Source organism: [Clostridium] aminophilum DSM 10710 (genome assembly GCF_000711825.1).
Taxonomy (GTDB): domain Bacteria; phylum Bacillota; class Clostridia; order Lachnospirales; family Lachnospiraceae; genus Clostridium_R; species Clostridium_R aminophilum.
The window spans coordinates 94,436-110,592 of the sequence record NZ_JONJ01000007.1; the positions used below are offsets into that span (position 1 = coordinate 94,436).

Annotated in this window: 13 protein-coding genes; 3 read left to right on the forward strand and 10 right to left on the reverse strand. The window is 54.8% G+C overall.

The genetic code is table 11. The features are described from left to right. Positions 1 to 107: 107 nt before the first annotated feature. On the forward strand, positions 108 to 1,121 hold the full coding sequence (locus BR86_RS0106265; RefSeq protein ID WP_038288045.1) for a FecCD family ABC transporter permease: 1,014 nt from the start codon (positions 108 to 110) through the stop codon (positions 1,119 to 1,121). A 16-nt stretch (positions 1,122 to 1,137) separates the two neighbouring features. Beyond that, on the forward strand, positions 1,138 to 1,941 hold the full coding sequence (locus BR86_RS0106270; RefSeq protein WP_031472225.1) for an ABC transporter ATP-binding protein: 804 nt from the start codon (positions 1,138 to 1,140) through the stop codon (positions 1,939 to 1,941). 236 nt (positions 1,942 to 2,177) lie between these two features. Here BR86_RS0106270 and BR86_RS0106275 read toward each other — a convergent pair whose 3' ends face one another. From BR86_RS0106275 to BR86_RS16060, 4 genes are all read right to left on the reverse strand, one after another. Then, positions 2,178 to 3,569, reverse strand: coding sequence for a uracil-xanthine permease family protein (locus tag BR86_RS0106275; RefSeq protein ID WP_031472227.1), 1,392 nt, complete (start codon positions 3,567 to 3,569; stop codon positions 2,178 to 2,180). Positions 3,570 to 3,870: 301 nt separating this feature from the next. Beyond that, entirely contained in the window at positions 3,871 to 5,094 is a 1,224-nt protein-coding gene (pepT, locus tag BR86_RS0106280; protein WP_031472229.1) for a peptidase T, read from the reverse strand. 225 nt (positions 5,095 to 5,319) lie between these two features. After that, a complete protein-coding gene (locus tag BR86_RS0106285) occupies positions 5,320 to 6,780 on the reverse strand; it encodes a sodium/glutamate symporter (RefSeq protein ID WP_031472230.1) in 1,461 nt (486 codons plus the stop codon). A 15-nt stretch (positions 6,781 to 6,795) separates the two neighbouring features. Next, positions 6,796 to 6,957, reverse strand: a complete 162-nt coding sequence (locus tag BR86_RS16060) for a hypothetical protein (RefSeq protein ID WP_161767287.1) — start codon at positions 6,955 to 6,957, stop codon at positions 6,796 to 6,798. A 151-nt stretch (positions 6,958 to 7,108) separates the two neighbouring features. Between BR86_RS16060 and BR86_RS0106295 the strand changes: the two genes are divergently transcribed. After that, entirely contained in the window at positions 7,109 to 8,050 is a 942-nt protein-coding gene (locus BR86_RS0106295) for a LysR family transcriptional regulator (RefSeq protein WP_031472231.1), read from the forward strand. Between the two features lie 47 nt (positions 8,051 to 8,097). Here the strand turns inward: BR86_RS0106295 and pepT (BR86_RS0106300) are convergent, their stop codons facing one another. From pepT (BR86_RS0106300) to BR86_RS0106325, 6 genes are all read right to left on the reverse strand, one after another. Beyond that, positions 8,098 to 9,324 (reverse strand): peptidase T, encoded by a 1,227-nt coding sequence (gene pepT / locus BR86_RS0106300; protein ID WP_031472232.1) that lies wholly within the window; start codon positions 9,322 to 9,324, stop codon positions 8,098 to 8,100. Next, the gene (locus BR86_RS0106305) at positions 9,311 to 11,416 is read right to left on the reverse strand and encodes an ABC-F family ATP-binding cassette domain-containing protein (RefSeq protein ID WP_081844169.1); all 2,106 of its coding nucleotides are present in this window, start codon (positions 11,414 to 11,416) and stop codon (positions 9,311 to 9,313) included. The genes pepT (BR86_RS0106300) and BR86_RS0106305 overlap by 14 nt, the downstream gene beginning before the upstream one ends. Before the next feature lie 186 nt (positions 11,417 to 11,602). Then, positions 11,603 to 12,328 (reverse strand): class I SAM-dependent methyltransferase, encoded by a 726-nt coding sequence (locus BR86_RS0106310; RefSeq protein WP_051684631.1) that lies wholly within the window; start codon positions 12,326 to 12,328, stop codon positions 11,603 to 11,605. After that, positions 12,328 to 13,020, reverse strand: coding sequence for an FAD-dependent thymidylate synthase (locus BR86_RS0106315; protein WP_031472237.1), 693 nt, complete (start codon positions 13,018 to 13,020; stop codon positions 12,328 to 12,330). The genes BR86_RS0106310 and BR86_RS0106315 overlap by 1 nt, the downstream gene beginning before the upstream one ends. A 270-nt stretch (positions 13,021 to 13,290) precedes the next feature. After that, positions 13,291 to 14,667 carry an MATE family efflux transporter gene (locus tag BR86_RS0106320; protein ID WP_031472239.1) on the reverse strand — a complete coding sequence of 459 codons (1,377 nt, stop codon included), beginning with the start codon at positions 14,665 to 14,667 and terminating at the stop codon, positions 13,291 to 13,293. Then, entirely contained in the window at positions 14,660 to 15,883 is a 1,224-nt protein-coding gene (locus BR86_RS0106325) for a M20 metallopeptidase family protein (protein ID WP_031472241.1), read from the reverse strand. The genes BR86_RS0106320 and BR86_RS0106325 overlap by 8 nt, the downstream gene beginning before the upstream one ends. Positions 15,884 to 16,157 lie beyond the last annotated feature (274 nt).

Sequence of the window (16,157 nt, forward strand, 5' to 3'; positions counted from 1 at the left end):
CGCCGCGGAGATCCCGAACCGGTTATGACCGGTATCCCTCGGTTTTCTCCAAAGCGGATGCGGATCATTGCACCACTTCATGACATTCAGAAAGGAAGAAATGCGCCATGTACGATTTCCCCCGTCGCCGGGACCGGAGCCGGAATCTTCTTCTGCTCCTCCTGCTTCTCACGGCGTTATTTTTCTGGTCCTGCACGACCGGACAGTACCGGCTCACTGCCGAACAGATTCTTCTCGTACTCCGCGGGACACCGCAAAGTCCCATGGACGGCGTCATCTTCCGTGAAGTCCGTGTTCCGCGCAATCTCACGGCCGGCATCTGCGGAGCAGCGCTTGCCTCCGCCGGTTTCCTCTATCAGGAACTCTTCCGGAATCCGCTGGCATCGCCGGATCTTCTCGGCGTGAGCGGCGGTGCCTCGGCCGGCGCCATCTGCGCCATCCTCTTCGGAACCGGCGGCATCGCGGAAAAACAGCTTTTTTCATTCACCGGCGGCCTGACCGTGGTGTTATGTTCGGTCCTTCTGTCTTCCGCGATCGGCGGAAACCGGTATTTCAATCTGGTCATCTCCGGCATAATCCTGAGCGCGCTTACGAATTCCGCCATCATGGCACTCAAATACCTCGCAGATCCGACCTCGGAACTCGCCGCCATCGATTACTGGCTGATGGGAAGCTACTCCCTCGCCGGATGGAACGATTTCCGGATCTGTGCGCCGGTTATCCTGACCTGCCTGACGGTTCTTTTTCTTCTGCGGTATCGCATCAAGGTTCTGACGCTCGGCCCGGAAGAGGCCCAGACACTCGGCATTCCGGTTCGGTCCACAAAACGGATCTGCATTCTGTGCTCAACCCTTCTTGTGACCGCATCGATCTGCATCAGCGGCATCGTATCCTGGGTCGGTCTGATCGTCCCGCACCTTGCACGCGCCCTCTTCGGCTCCGATTTTGAACACAATCTTGCGGAAACCGCGCTTCTCGGTGCGATCCTTACGCTCGCCGCCGACACCTGCGCGCGGAACCTGACCTCCTCGGAACTTCCGATCAGCATCCTGACCACCGCCTTCGGAGCAGTCTGCCTCGCGGCGTTTCTGATCTCCGTCCGCCGGACCGCAAACCATTAAACCAAAGGAGTATACCATGCTGCAGATTCGTGATCTGTCTTTTCAATATCCGTCCGGGCCGATTCTGAATTCCATTTCTTTTGATGCGGCTCCCGGAGAGATCACCGCACTCATCGGCCTGAACGGCTCCGGAAAAACCACGCTCATCAAATCGGTTCTCGGACTTCTCACGCCGTCCTCCGGCTCCGTCTCTGCCGACGGACAGCTTTTGTTCTCCGGAAACCGTTCCCGCTCGTCCGGAACCGTCTCCGGGCGCGAGCGTGCCCGGCTTCTCTCCTATGTTCCGCAGCGAACCGACGGAGGCTTTTCCTTCTCAACCGAAGAATTTGTCGCCATGGGTGCCTCCGCCTACCTCGGCGCATTTTCAAGGCCGGACAGAGAAGTCCTGGAGCACGCCCGCTCCCTTCTCCGCGAACTGGGCGTTCCGCACCTCATCGGCCGAAATCTTTCCCGCATGAGCGGCGGCGAAAACCGCATGGCTTACCTTGCCCGCGCGATCCTGCAGAATGCGCGCTATTCCCTCATGGATGAGCCGGTCGCCTCTCTGGACCTCCGGCGTCAGCATGAATTCATGCAGCGTCTTTCCGGATATGTCCGAAAGAGCAGCACCGGCGTCATCTTTTCGATCCACGACCCGCAGCTCGCCTACGAATACGCCGGACATTTCCTCTTCATGAAGGAAGGGCAGATCATCGGCGATCTGCGAAAAGATGAGGGAAATGAAGACTTCCGGAGAACATTCACCGGATATCTGCGCGAAATCTACGGCGAGAGACTCCGGGCAGATTTCTTCGGCGACCGGCTGATGCTCGGTTTTTAGAAATATCAAGCCGAAACACGCTTCGTGAGTTTCGAGCGTTCAGCGGCATAAAAAACGCCCGGACATGCCGCCTTCCGGAGAATTCTCTCCGGCAGGGACACCGGGCGTTTTCTATCTATGATCGATATCACTTATCGATTTATCTTTTATCGTTTTGTCTTTTCGTTTTTGTCTTTTATCTTTTATCGCTTTTGTCTTTTATCGCTTTGTCTTTTATCGCTTTGTCTTTTCAGCAGTTATTCTGCCTTCTTTTCCTTCGGAAGAACAATATTCAAAAGAATCGCGATCACTGCGGTCGGAACGATGCCTGACTCTCCGAAAACCAGATTCAGATACGGATGAAGTCCTGCAAGAATGGCACTGTTGGTACCGATTCCGTATCCCAGGCCGACCGATACCGCAACAATCGTCGTAATGCGGCTGTCCACTCCATGGTTGGTAATCAGACTGATGCCTCCGACGATGATCGAAGCAAACATCATGATGGCCGCGCCGCCGAGAACCGACTGAGGCATGATGTTGACCACTGCGCCCAGTTTCGGGCAGAATCCGCAGAGAATCAGGAATACCGCACCGGCGGAGATTGCATACCGGTTTACCACCTTGGTCATGGAAACCAGTCCGACATTCTGGCTGAAGGATGTGTTTGGAAGAACGCCGAAGACTGCTGCCAGAGAGGAACCGATACCGTCACAGATCACGCCGCCGGAAAGTTCCTTATCACTCGCCTCCCGTCCAAAGCCGCCGATCTGTACTGCTGAGATATCTCCGATGGTCTCCACCGCCGTAACGACATACATGATCATCATCGGAACAATGGCTCTTATATCAAATACCGGCTGTACCGGAAGCACCTTCGGAACCGCGATCCATCCTGCCGATGCCACCTTGTTCCACTGTACAACCCAGGAGTAGGTATACTCCGCACCATTGGCATCCACACCCGTTGTCGGAAGAACAATGCTGAAGACAGATGCCAGCGCATATCCGGCGATAATGCCGATCAGAACACTGGCTGAACTCACAAACCGACTGCCAAAGTGCTTTGCGACGATGATCACGATCAGAACAAAGGTTCCGAGAAGCAGGTTGATGGAAGAACCGAAATCCGGGCTGGAGGTTCCGCCTCCGTAGTATCCCATTCCGACTCCGATCAGCGAAAGGCCGATTGCCATCACCACCGATCCGGTGACAACCGGCGGAAAGAAATGACGAAGCGGTTTCAGGAAGAAGCCGAGCACAGCTTCCATCAGACCGCCGAGAACAGAGACCCCGAGGATCGCGCCATAACCGATCACTCCGCCGCCCATCATGGTGGAAATGGACTTCATGATGCCCAGGAAGCCGGAGCTGGTTCCCATGACAACCGGCACTTTTCCTCCGACCGGTCCGATGGCATACAACTGAATCAACGTAACCACACCTGCCATGATCATGGCATTCTGCAGCAGCGAAATGCGGAGTGCCTCGAAATCATTGCCAACCATACCACAGACACCCATTACGATGATCAGCGGCGTAAGGTTGCCGACAAACATCGCCATGACGTGCTGAAGCCCGAGCGGAATCGCCTGTTTCAGCGGAATACGTCCCTCAAAGGTGTACGGATCTGTGAACCTCTTGTTCATGTCTTTCTCCTATTCATTTTTCCCCACCCGGACAAAGCGTTCTCCCGTCTGCTGCTCCGCGCTGTGTCATAACCTGCGGGACATGATCCTTCATCCGGCAATAACAATTTCGGTTAGAGAATAGCATTCTGCCGGCCGCTTGCGCAATACTCACATTTTACCGAAAAAACGTTAAATTCTAAAAAATTGTTGGCAAAATTTACAGAATAAGAAAAACAAGGAGTCTGCCGATCCGAGGATGGGGCGGGGATCGACAGACTCCGTTCAAAGGGTAAAAGGGTTATTCAAAATGCAGAAACGATCAGACAAAGGAAACTGCGAGATCCCGCAGTACATCCACCATCTTCTTCATTTCATCCAGTGATGCGTACTCCAGTCTTCCGTGGTAATTGTAACCGCCGGTCGACAGATTCGGGCACGGCAGTCCCATGAAGCTCAGTCTCGCGCCGTCCGTGCCGCCGCGGATCGGCGGGGTCTCCGGCTCAATACCGTTCTTCCGGAACGCTTCCATCGCGTAATCGATCAGCTCCATGTGCTGCTCGACGATCTCGCGCATATTGCCCGAGGTATCGGTGATCTTCAGCTCCACGGTTCCGTCGCCGTACTTCTGGTTGAGATAGGCTGCAATCCGCTCCATAAAGGCTTTTCTCGCGGCAAATTCCTCTTTTCCGTGATCGCGGATATTGAAGGTCATGGTACATTTTTCCACGCCGCCCTCGATCTTTCGAATATGGAAGAAACCTTCGCGAAGCTCCGTGTGTTCCGGAATCTCCGCGGCCGGAAGCATATCGGAATACTCCACGGCAACACGGATCGCGTTGATCATCCGGTTCTTCGCACTTCCGGTATGAACGCTCAGCCCGTGAACGGTCACCACCGCGGTCGCCGCGTTGAAGTTTTCATACTCGATCTCGCCGAGTTTTCCGCCGTCCACCGTGTAAGCGATATCCGCTCCGAAACCTTCCACATCGAAATGGTCCACGCCGTGACCGATCTCCTCATCCGGAGTAAAGGCAACGCGGATTTTTCCGTGACGAACTTCCGGATGCGCGAGGAAATACTCGCAGACACTCATGATCTCCGCAATTCCGGCCTTATCGTCAGCGCCGAGAAGGGTGGTTCCGTCCGTCACGATCAGCTGATGCCCGATCTGGTTCATGAGCTGCGGGGAATTCTCCGGTGTCAGCTTTACGCTTCCGTCCGCCGTCAGATCAATGTCGCCGCCTTCATATTTCAGGATTCTCGGATGAATCTCTCTTCCGCTCGCCGCCGGCGACGTGTCCATATGCGCAATCAGTCCGAGTGTCGGTGCTGTTTCGGTTCCCTCTCCCACAGCCGGCAGAGTGCCGGTCACGATGCCGAACTCCGATACCGCCACATCTTCCAATCCGAGTTCCCGCATCTCATCAGCCAGCGCCCTTGCAAGGACAAGCTGTCCCGCCGTGGACGGACTCGCTGCGGAATCCTCATCCGAAGTAGTCTCATAAGATACATATCGTAAAAAACGTTCTGTCAGTGTACACATTACCGCTGATCTCCTTAATCGGGCAGCGAGTCTTTCTCCTGCCCGCTCTCGCCAATGAACATTCGGCACGATGTGCCTCATGTTCTCACAACAAAAATGCCGCTGCAATCATCTGTTGTTGCAGCGGCAAAGGACTTGAAACGAGCCGAAACACCCATAACGGGTTTCGGCATTTCGCGGAATTTCCGTCAGAAAGAAACTCCGCGAGAGGTTAACAGAATCGGATCAGTCTGCCACAACCTCGGATGACGCGATCCGGGAATTCTTGCTTTCTTCGTCGGAGGAGTGCATATAAAGGACCTTTCCGACAAGAGCCATAACAATGAAGAATGCAGTGTAAACCAGACCGTATACAATCATCTGCTGGCTGGTGCCGTAGCAGAGAATGTTGTACATGATCGGCAGTGCGACAAGGTCGGTCATGGAAATCACGATATTTGCTACCGAGTAATCCTCAAGAACCGGAAGCTCATAGTCCGGATCGCAGATCTTAAGGAGAGCCATACCGGTCATCATAACGCCGGTACCCATACCCCATACATAGATTCCACGCTCAAACGGGCAGGAATCCGGAAGCAGAAAACGGAATGCGCGGATCGTCATGAAATAAACCAGTACGAAGCCGACAAGGCTGACAAGTACCATCGGGACAATGTAAGCTGCCACAGCCTTGACCGGCATGGAAGCGATCGCCGCTACAATGGCGAAATCAGAGAGCATTCCGCTCAGGTGAGATTTAACCTTGCTGTCGATCAGCCACTCGAGATGGAACTTCTGAAGAAGGAAGTTGATGAAGTGCATCACGATCAGCGCATACGGCCATACCGGAATCTCCTTGAAGCCCGGAATGTTGTTGCTTACAGCCGCACCGCGGATCAGATAAGCCGCTGCGGATGCAAGGAAGATCAGGCCAATGTGCACGGACAGACACTCAATGTTGGAATTGGATGTAGTCTCACGTCCTACTGATACCTGCTTGGTGATATCTTTCTGAATTCCGCTGGATGTGGAATCCGGAAGAGAGCTTGCCTGCTTCAGCAGGACAGTTCTTCCCTTTGCCTGTGCGCGGTTGATGTGGAAGATACCCATCAGGATACCGCCGAGAAGACCGATGGTTGCGAAGGTTGTCGCAACACCCTGAACGAGTTCCCATCTCTCTACGCCGGCCTCAAGAAGAACGTTTCCGACTGCACCGGCAGTACCGTGTCCGCCGTTGAAGCCCTGGCTCATCTCGAATCCGAAGTTCTCATAAAGACCCATATCCGGGAAAATCTTTCCGAGAAGAACCGCTGCCGCTACACCGATTGCAATCTGAGATCCCATCTGAGATGCATGAACACCGGTAACCATTGCAATTCTGGAGGCATGATGAATACCCTCGGAAGCTGCCTTTTTCTCTTTCTTTTTCTTAAAGTTTCCCAGCGGGATCGCTGCGAAAATCGGAACAATGAGAGTACTCGGCATGAGAGACCATGTCGTTCTCCACTCCTCCGGGAACGGAAGGATTGCGTGGCTTCCGAGAAGCTCCGGGCCGAGGAACAGGCCGATGAATCCTCCGAGAACCGATGCCGGAATAAGCATCTTGCGGAACGCCGGAACCTTTGCTCTCAGCAGGGTTCCGATCAGGAGCAGAAATCCGAGTGCTCCGAGACTCTTGAGAAGAGTCTGCATAAGTGCGCTTGTCATGTAAGTTTCCCCCTATTATTTAGTCATCCGTACCATACCGGACGCGTCACCGTGATACTTTCCGATTCCGTGATACAGCCGTACGGTGAGCCGGAACTCCCGCATGCCGGAAACCCGGTATCCCACGAGCAGCATCCGAACCCACAAAGCCTGTTCGAACGTTGTGCCGAAAAGCATCGCGTTTATCTTGATTTAATTGTAACATTCGACATGTTCATCATAAATTTCCAATGTTGTGATACGTCCTATCACTAAAATAGAATAACTATTCGATTTGTGTTATACTATCCGTGATAAATCATCACTTCCATAACAGAAAGGGATACCCATGTTCCGAGGGAAACAATATATCTATGAAATCTATAAGACAGGCAGCTTTTCCGCCGCTGCGAAAAACCTCTATATCTCGCAGCCGGCGCTCAGCAACAGTGTCCACCGCATCGAGGAACGGATCGGTTCGCCTCTGTTCGACCGTTCCACGTCTCCGATCCAGCTGACGGACATCGGAAAGCGCTACATTGACACCTGCGAAAAGATCATGTCCGCCGAGGAGGAATTCAGCCATTTCCTCGCCGATGAACAGAATATGAAAACCGGCGAAATCACCGTCGGCAGCAATGCGATGTACATCTCCTACCTGCTGCCGTCGCTCCTTTCCGCCTTTAAGGTCCGCCATCCGGCGGTGGAGCTGTACATTGTCGAGGGAACCATCTCCGCTCTGCAGGACCAGCTGACTTCCGGCGACATTGACCTGATCCTCGGTATGCGCGATATCGCTTCCCCGCAGTTTGAATCCTCACCGTTTCACGACGAGCACGTCATCCTTGCCGTTCCCGCCGACTGGACGATCAACCGTGAGCTCATGCGCTGGCAGCAGAGTCCGGACAACATCATCAGCGGTCGCTATCTGCTGAAGCAGTTCCCGTCGGTACCGCTGGAGCGGTTCAGCGACTGCCCGTTCATTCTGCTCCCGCAGGACAATGACTTCCATGCCCTTGCGCTGGATCTCTGCCGCAATGCCGGCTTTGTCCCGCACATCGCGCTGACGCTCGATCAGCAGCTGACCGCCTACAATGTCGCCGGTGAAGGTCTCTGTGCCACTTTTATCAGCGATACGCTGGTCCGCTATGCCCCCTCGGACGGTCGAATCATCTACTATAAACTGGATCCGGATCTCACCCGCCGGGAGGTCTCCTTTTATTATAAGAAGAACCGCTATATTCCGCGCGCGATGAGGGAATTTCTCACGATGGCCAAAACACAGGCGTAAACGGCTATTCCGTCTGCTGTTTTATCCGCTCATACGTTTTCATCCACTCATACCGTTTCATCCGCATAGCTCTTGATGATACCGATCAGGATCCGGGTCACCTGATCCATTGCCTCTGCGGTGATATGCTCCATTGGCCCGTGATAGGCATAGCCACCGATGCCAAGGTTCGGGCACGGCAGCCCCAGAAAACTCAGGCGCGCGCCGTCGGTTCCGCCTCTGGCCGGCGCGATGATCGGCGTAAGTCCGGCCGCCCGTGTCGCCTCCACGGCGTGATCCACCAGATGCCGGCACGGCTCGATACAGCTCTTCATGTTCCGGTATTCCTCGGAGAGTTCCCAGGATACCGTGTTCTCTCCGTATTTTTCATTCATCTCCGCGCAGATATCGGTGAGAACGCCGATCCTCTCCCGATAGCGCTGATCATCATGATCACGGACCGCATATTCCAGATGGGCCTCCGCCACGGTACCGGACGATGTCCGAAGATGATAAAAGCCTTCTCTCCCCTCGGTCATCGCCGGAATCTCATTGGCCGGAAGCCGGCTGTTGATCTCGATTGCGACGAGCTGGGCGTTCAGAAGACAGCCTTTTCCTCTTCCGGTATGGGTCTCGCGGCCGCGGATATCAATCCGGATCGTCGCCGCATTAAAGTTCTCATACGTAATCTCGCCCGGATTCCATCCATCGACCGTGTAGGCGTACCGCGCGCCGAATTTTTTGATATCAAAATAATCCGTTCCTCCGCCGATCTCCTCATCCGGAAGAAATGCCACACTGACCGGACCGTGCGGAATCTTTTCCCGCTGGATGCGCTCCAGCGCCGTCATGATCTCCGCGATTCCCGCCTTGTCATCCGCGCCGAGAAGCGTGGTTCCGTCCGTTGTGATCAGCGTCTGCCCCGCAAGTTCTTTTAAATGCGGATATTCACTGCAGGAGAGCACAAGACCGCTGTTTCCGAGCTTTACATCTTTCCCGTCATATTTTTCGATGATCTGCGGGCGGACATCCTTGCCGCTGCACCCCGGAAAGGTATCCATATGCGCCAGAAGACCGATCGGGGTGTTCCCCTCATGGCCCGGAGTGGCCGGAAGCTTTCCGTACACAATGCCGTAATTATTGACATCGACGCCGGTCAGGCCGATTTCCTCCATCTCAAAGGAGAGAACATTTGCAAGATCGAACTCCCGCATCGCTGAAGGGATCTCGTTCGTGTTTCGCTCACTGCTGGTCCAGATTCCCACATATCGCAGAAACCGCTCATTTACCATCATCCTGCTGTTCCTCCTTTCTCTCCGTTTCTTTCTCCGCGGCACCTGTTTTTTCCCCGGAGGCTGCCGCTTCCTCCTGCCGGGCCGAACGCATTTCGCCCATTGGGACATCGGCTTCCTGCTGCGTCCTGTCTTCTTTCTCCTGCGTATTCTCTCCGCCTTCCGTCTCTCCGTGTTCCGCCTCCTCGTCCGGAAGCGTGTCCAGCCAGAGTTCATACCATTCCACTGCCGCCTTGGTCACGTGTCTTTCCGCCTCCCGGACTGCCGTCTCCGCTTCCCCGCGGATCCGGTCCCACAGTCCGCCCGCCTCCAGATACACTTCCGGCGTGATCGGCGTATCCACATCATGCAGGGCATTGTCCACATATTTCAGGGCGTTATCCAGCATATCCACCGCGTCGGTCCACTCCCGGCGGTTCAGCATAAACTGCCAGTCCTTCTGCGCTTCAGCCGTGGACATTTCCCTTAACCGCGGACGTTCCCCCTTCGGAACCGCCTTCAGTTCCTCAATCATGCGCTGCTCTTCTGCTGTCCGGAGTGCCGCCGCGTCTTTATCCGCCGTCCGTTTCTTTTCCATGTAATGCGCGTAGCCGAACGGATAGAACATGACCTCGTTTCCCGGTTCAAAGATGAGGAGGGCATCCGCCACCTTCGACAGAAAATACCGGTCATGACTCACAAAGAGGATGGTTCCGCGATAACACCGCAAAATGGACTCCAGCGTCTCCTTCGCCGGGATATCCATATTGTTGGTCGGCTCATCGAGAACAAGAAAGTTCGGTTTTTCTTCGAGAAGCGCGGCAAGAACCAGTCTTGCCCGCTCACCGCCGGACAGATCCCGGATCTTCTTTCCCATATCCCCGCCGTCAAAAAGCCACCCGGCAAGCGTGTCCCGCAGGTCCTTCATCGTCTTCTGCGGAAAGCGGTCGTGATACCAGTCGATCACCGTCCGCTCTTTCTCCCCGTTGTCCCACGCCGCCGACATCTGATCAAAATAGGCCGCATCCACATTGACTCCGGTCCTCTTCTGTCCGCCCAGCGCGGGAATTCTTCCCGTCACCGTTTTGAGAAATGTCGACTTTCCGCTTCCGTTCGGGCCGAGAATTCCGATCTTCATGCCGCGGCGGATCCGAAACGAGATCTCCGCGAGTGCCCGGTCATATCCGAATTTCAGATGTTCGCACTCGAAGACCCACTTGCTTCCCGTCCGGGCCGGCACGATCTCCTCCGTCCGAATCACGGCCGTGTCTTTTACCGGCTTTTTCGCCTCCGGCATCCGTTCCAGGATCTTTTTTCTTGACCGGGCAAATGCCGCCTTATTCGGTTTATGGCGGAATTTTTCGATCAGTTCATTCAGGCGCCGGATTTCATCCTGCTGCCTCTCATATGCCTTGAGCTGTTTATCATAAGCAGCCGCCTTCTGCGCGCGGTATTCGGTGTAATTGCCGGAATATCGCGTTGTCTTGCCATATTCGACCTCCCAGATCACATCCGCCGTCCGGTCAATGAAATAACGGTCATGGCTCACCGCCACCACAGCTTTCGGATAGCTGCGGACGCACTCCTCGAGCCATTCCACCGAGGCGAGATCCAGATGGTTGGTCGGCTCATCCAGAATCAGGATGTCCGGTTCCGCCAGAAGAAGGCGGATCAGACTGATCTTCGTCTGTTCTCCGCCCGAGAAATCTCCCATCTTCTTTTGCTTGTCTTCCTTCCGGAATCCGAATCCGGTAAACATCCGGTCATAGCGCTGCTCATAAGCGTACCGCTCTTCCGAGTATCGAAACTCCGCCGGCTTACCGGCCATAACATCATCCATAACCGCATCCCGGATCGTCTTCTCCGGATCGGTCACCGCCGTCTGTCCCAGCATACCGACTGTAAAAGCGCGGGATTTCCGGATTCCCGCTCCCGGATTCCTGTCATCCCGATCCGGAAGAATTTCTCCCGCGATCAGCCGCAGAAGTGTCGTCTTCCCGGCTCCGTTACGCCCGACGACCGCTATTTTCTCCGTTCCTTTGATGCCGAAGGAAAAATGTGACAGAACGGGAATTCCGCCGAGGGAAACCGTTCCGTCCCGAATCTCCAGAAGCATGTTCTCCCCCTTTCTGACGCTGCCCGTCTGTCTGATCTCATGCCGTCTGTCCGGCCTCATGTCGTATCATCGCCGGCCGCCGTTCATTCCGCAATTCCTCGCCATCCAAGCCTGCTGTTTTTCTCTGCGTTTCCGCGTCATCACTGATCCCGGCTTATTCTGTTTTTCCGATACATCGCCGGCCGCTCATCTGACGGCATCCGTCTTCACAATGCAGTCATACCGGATCACTTTTCCGGAGAGCGAATAGCTCGGCTTCACGCCCGCAAGATACGGGCCTTTCACCGGCCGCTTCACGATGATCCGCCCGGCTCCGGCCGCCATCGCGGTCTTAAGGAGCGTCTCTTCATCTGCGCATGGCTTTTCCAGCTGCTGAATCAGCTGAAGTTTCTTCTTCACCAGCGAACTTTTCTTCCGCTCCGGGAACATGGGATCCAGCAGAATCAGATCGGGCCGCGGCGCATTTTCCTCCGAAAAGAGGCGTTTCATGATCTCCACGCTGTCTCCCTCCATCAGTTCCATCCGGGATGCGATTGCCCTCAGCTGCGGATTTTCGTCGTCTTCGAGAGCATTCTTCAGACACTCGCGAAGGTGTTCCGCCACCACGGGATTATACTCACAGAAGGTCACACGGAATCCTGCCGCCGCCAGAATCAGCGAATCCTCTCCCATGCCTGCAGTACAGTCAAATGCCCACGGGCGGGCGCAGTCGTCCGTTTCCGGAGCCGCTGCCGGACCGCAGTCGTCGGAAGCCGCCGCCTCTGCAGCCGCCAGCTTTGTCGCCTTCGCGGCTTTCACCAGCATCTCATGAGAAAGGTTGTGATAGCGAAGCCGCGGAAGCATCCGGCGCCAGTCATGCTGAAACTCGCCCCCTGCTTCCGCGCCTAGCGCATTTTCCTTTTTTCGCCCCATCAGTCTTCCTTCTTCGGTCTTCTTCCGCAGCACTTGGACTCGGTGCAGAAGCCGGTCACATCGCACTTTGGCATGAACAGGAGCTCGGAAGCCTTCTTCCACTCGTTTTCGCCCTCATTTTCACCATAGGCAACCAGCGCGTCGATGATATCCTTCATCATCTCACGGTACTCCCAGTAAGCTCTCGTGCAGAGTCTCTGATGGGACATGTCGGCAAGGTTGCGAAGATTCGTGCGAAGAACGACCTTCGTGGTCATGCCAAGAGGAAGAAGCAGCGCATTGTCCTCTCTCGGAACCCCCATCGCCTCCAGCTTCTGCAGATTCTCCAGAATGCCGGCCATCGCGTCACGGTATACCTTCTCCGTCTCCGGATCCTTCGAGATCGACGGCGGTGTGATATAGTCAAAACCGGACTCGTAATCAATATAGCGGGTGGACGCCTGAAGACGGGTCGGTCCTCCGGCGATATGCGTGTACAGCTCGCGGATGACTCTCGCGGAATAGCCGTCCAGAATCATATAAATCTGCGGATATTCCATGGTTCTTCCATGTCCGTCCTTAATGCAGCCGAGACCTCTCTTATAGTTTTTGGCCTGATCCCTGGTATTGCCTCCCCAACAGACGCCGGCCTCTTTTCCGATCAGCGAGATCGGGAACTTCTCCGTCTCTTCCTGAATAATGATTCTTCCCATGTCATTCACCTTTCCCCACCGTGTTCTCCGGTGATTCTGTTATCCTTTTTCTTTTTTGCGCGGCAAATCCGCCAGGACCCGTGCCTGCACGAAGCCCCGGCGGCTGCCGCAAAACGCCCGGAACTCCCGAAGCGCATGTCATCTCGTTATCTTATCACATTCCGGCCGATTTTGCACGGGACTGGCGTTCCCCGCGCTTTCCTTAACGTTCTTTCCTTACAGATTTTGCACGGGACTGACGTTCCCCGCGCTTCCCTTAACGGTCTTTCCTTACAGATCCTCATGTACCGGCTGCTCCCGGAACTGCCGGTTCCGCACGATGAAGTATGCCGCGGTCACGATCGTTCCGGTCACAATCCATGAGACCGGATAGACACTCATCAGCGCCTCGTAACTTCCGAAATACGGAAAGACCGCATGAACCCAGACCACGCGGAGCGCGCAGGTTCCGAAGATTGTCAGCACGGCCGGAAGAACGGAGACATTCATTCCTCGCATCGTGGAGGAGGCAATCTCATACGTCGCAACCATCCACTGGAAAATGAGCACGTGGAACAGTCTGGAATACGCAAGTTCCATAACTGCCGGATCACTGGTAAAGAGGCCGATCCAGAACTTTCTCCCGACGGTAAAGAAGATGTTCATCGCCATACAGGAGAGAATTCCGCCCCACAGCGCGATGCGGTAGATCTTTTTGCACCGTTCGAAATCCCTTGCCGCGAAGTTCTGACTGGTATAGGTCATCGTTGTCTGGTTAAACGCATTGACGGTATAAAAGCAGATATAGTCAAATGTTACCGCCGCTGCTGTTCCCGCCATTGCCACAGAACCGAGACCGTTGACCGCCGACTGGATCACGGTATTGGAAAGAGAAAAGACGATACCCTGAATTCCGGCCGGCACGCCGACTGCCATCATCTGCGCCAGATGATTTTTCTCGATCATAAAGCGCTGCGGATGCAGGCGGAAGGGTTCCTCCTCCCGCATCAGGAACCAGACGATCATCGCCGCGCTGACCAGATTCGAGATGACGGTCGCGATGGCCACACCGGCAACCGACAGGCCGAAGCCGACCACAAGAATAACATTCAACACCACATTGATCACGCCGGCCGCAACGAGAGACAGGAACGGCCGCCGGCTGTCTCCCATGCTCCGCAGAATCGCGGCTCCGAAATTATAAAGCATAATAAACGGCATTCCGACAAAGTAAATCCGCAGATAGAGTTCCGCCAGATCAATGACATCCTCCGGTGATCCGACCAGTTCAAGAATCGATCTCGCAGAGAAAAATCCGCCGAAAAAGAGAAGAATTCCACTGAAAAATGCCACAGTAATCACCGTATGCACCGCATCGGAGATCCGGTTTTTATGTCCTCCGCCGATCAGCCGTCCGATCACAACATTCGCTCCGACCGAGATGCCGAGAAAAAGGGCGATGATCAGACTGATGACAGACGAGTTGCTCCCGACCGCCGCCATCGCCTCACTTCCGCAGAACCGTCCGACGACTGCGGTATCGGCCGCATTAAAGAGCTGCTGCAGCATACTGCTCGCCGCAAGCGGAAATGTGAACCGGAGCATCGGTCCCAGAAGCGGACCGTGAAGCAGATCCGTATTGTTTTTTCTTTGTCTATTTTTACTCATGTTGTTTTCCTGATTCCATCAATGCCAGAATATTCCGGATCTGCAGTTCCGCTCCGATCCGGAGACATTTCTCGTCAATATCAAATTTCGGGTTATGGAGAAGCGGAACCGTGTCCGGCCGCTCACACCGGCAGCCGAGATGCAGAAAGCACGCCGGTCTCGCTGCCGCAAAATACGCAAAGTCCTCACAGCTCATATCCGGCAGCGTCTCCCGGATTACCTGTTCTTCTCCGAGCATTTTTTTCGCATTTTCCTCGCAGAGTGCCGTCACCGCGTCATCGTTGATCAGGCTCCGGTAAGACTCATAGAGGGTGACCTTCGCCTCCGCGCCGTAGACTTCCGCCGTTTTCTCCGCCACCTCTTTGAGCCGCTCCCGGGTGCGGACACGGACCTCATCGGAAAAGGTACGGATCGTTCCTTCCATATGAACGTGATCGGCGATCTGATTGCGGACTCTCCCTCCGGAAATGGTTCCGATCGAGAGAACCGCCGCCTCTGCCGCCGCTGTCCCCCTGGACACGATACTCTGAACCGCATCCACAATCTTTGCGGAGACGTATACCGCGTCGGTTCCCTGTTCGGGATGCGCGCCGTGACAGCTCTTCCCGTTCACATCGAGATCAAACATATCTTCCGCCGCGTACATGGCACCATAACGGATGCCGACCTGTCCCGCCGGATAAGCCGGTTCCACGTGAAGACCGAGCATATAATCCACATGAGGTTCTTCAAGACATCCCTCGGAAATCATCCGGTCCGCTCCGCCGGTTGTCTCCTCCGCCGGCTGAAAAAACAGCTTTACATCTCCCGGAAACTCCTCACGGTGTTCCGCCACGGTCTTTGCAACCGCGAGCAGAATCGTCGTGTGCGCATCGTGCCCGCAGGCATGCATGACTCCCGGATTCTCCGAAGAATAGGGCCGGTCCTTCGGTTCTTCGATCGGAAGCGCATCCATATCCGCGCGAATTCCGACCGTGATCCGCTTTCCGCCCGCTTCGCCGGTGCTCTCCCCGGATAATTTCCCGGTTCCGCGGATGAGGGCCGTAATTCCGGTGTCCGCACAGGTCCGGTGCTCGATTCCAAGTTCATCAAGAATCCGCTCCACCGTTTTCTTTGTCCTTATCTCACAGTCTGACAATTCGGGATGGCGGTGAAAATCCCTTCTCCACTCGATCAGCTGCCGCTCCATCGCATCAAAGTACTCTTTCTCTATCATAATCGCGCCTCCGTCTGACTGCGTATGGTGATCGTTCTTATCATCTTACCATGATACGGAGGCAAATATGCAGAAGAATTTCCTATGAAAAATAAAAGAACCGCATCCGTCCCGAAACAATCCCGGACGGACGCGGCTCTTTTATCGTATGTGTAGGGTACAACTTACTTTCCGATTATGCAAACATGCACGCAAGAACAATTGCACAGCTTACCATCGCACTGATGAAAGACTTCATGTTCTCTTACCTCCGTTTATTCAGTCGTTTTCGTCA

What these genes read in the sequence shown, in the direction of transcription:
- BR86_RS0106265 (WP_038288045.1), top strand. Translation starts at nt 108, where the DNA reads ATGTACGATTTCCCCCGTCGCCGGGACCGGAGCCGGAATCTTCTTCTG.
- BR86_RS0106270 (WP_031472225.1), top strand. Translation starts at nt 1,138, where the DNA reads ATGCTGCAGATTCGTGATCTGTCTTTTCAATATCCGTCCGGGCCGATT.
- BR86_RS0106275 (WP_031472227.1), bottom strand. Translation starts at nt 3,569, where the DNA reads ATGAACAAGAGGTTCACAGATCCGTACACCTTTGAGGGACGTATTCCG.
- pepT (WP_031472229.1), bottom strand. Translation starts at nt 5,094, where the DNA reads ATGTGTACACTGACAGAACGTTTTTTACGATATGTATCTTATGAGACT.
- BR86_RS0106285 (WP_031472230.1), bottom strand. Translation starts at nt 6,780, where the DNA reads ATGACAAGCGCACTTATGCAGACTCTTCTCAAGAGTCTCGGAGCACTC.
- BR86_RS16060 (WP_161767287.1), bottom strand. Translation starts at nt 6,957, where the DNA reads ATGCTTTTCGGCACAACGTTCGAACAGGCTTTGTGGGTTCGGATGCTG.
- BR86_RS0106295 (WP_031472231.1), top strand. Translation starts at nt 7,109, where the DNA reads ATGTTCCGAGGGAAACAATATATCTATGAAATCTATAAGACAGGCAGC.
- pepT (WP_031472232.1), bottom strand. Translation starts at nt 9,324, where the DNA reads ATGATGGTAAATGAGCGGTTTCTGCGATATGTGGGAATCTGGACCAGC.
- BR86_RS0106305 (WP_081844169.1), bottom strand. Translation starts at nt 11,416, where the DNA reads ATGCTTCTGGAGATTCGGGACGGAACGGTTTCCCTCGGCGGAATTCCC.
- BR86_RS0106310 (WP_051684631.1), bottom strand. Translation starts at nt 12,328, where the DNA reads ATGGGGCGAAAAAAGGAAAATGCGCTAGGCGCGGAAGCAGGGGGCGAG.
- BR86_RS0106315 (WP_031472237.1), bottom strand. Translation starts at nt 13,020, where the DNA reads ATGGGAAGAATCATTATTCAGGAAGAGACGGAGAAGTTCCCGATCTCG.
- BR86_RS0106320 (WP_031472239.1), bottom strand. Translation starts at nt 14,667, where the DNA reads ATGAGTAAAAATAGACAAAGAAAAAACAATACGGATCTGCTTCACGGT.
- BR86_RS0106325 (WP_031472241.1), bottom strand. Translation starts at nt 15,883, where the DNA reads ATGATAGAGAAAGAGTACTTTGATGCGATGGAGCGGCAGCTGATCGAG.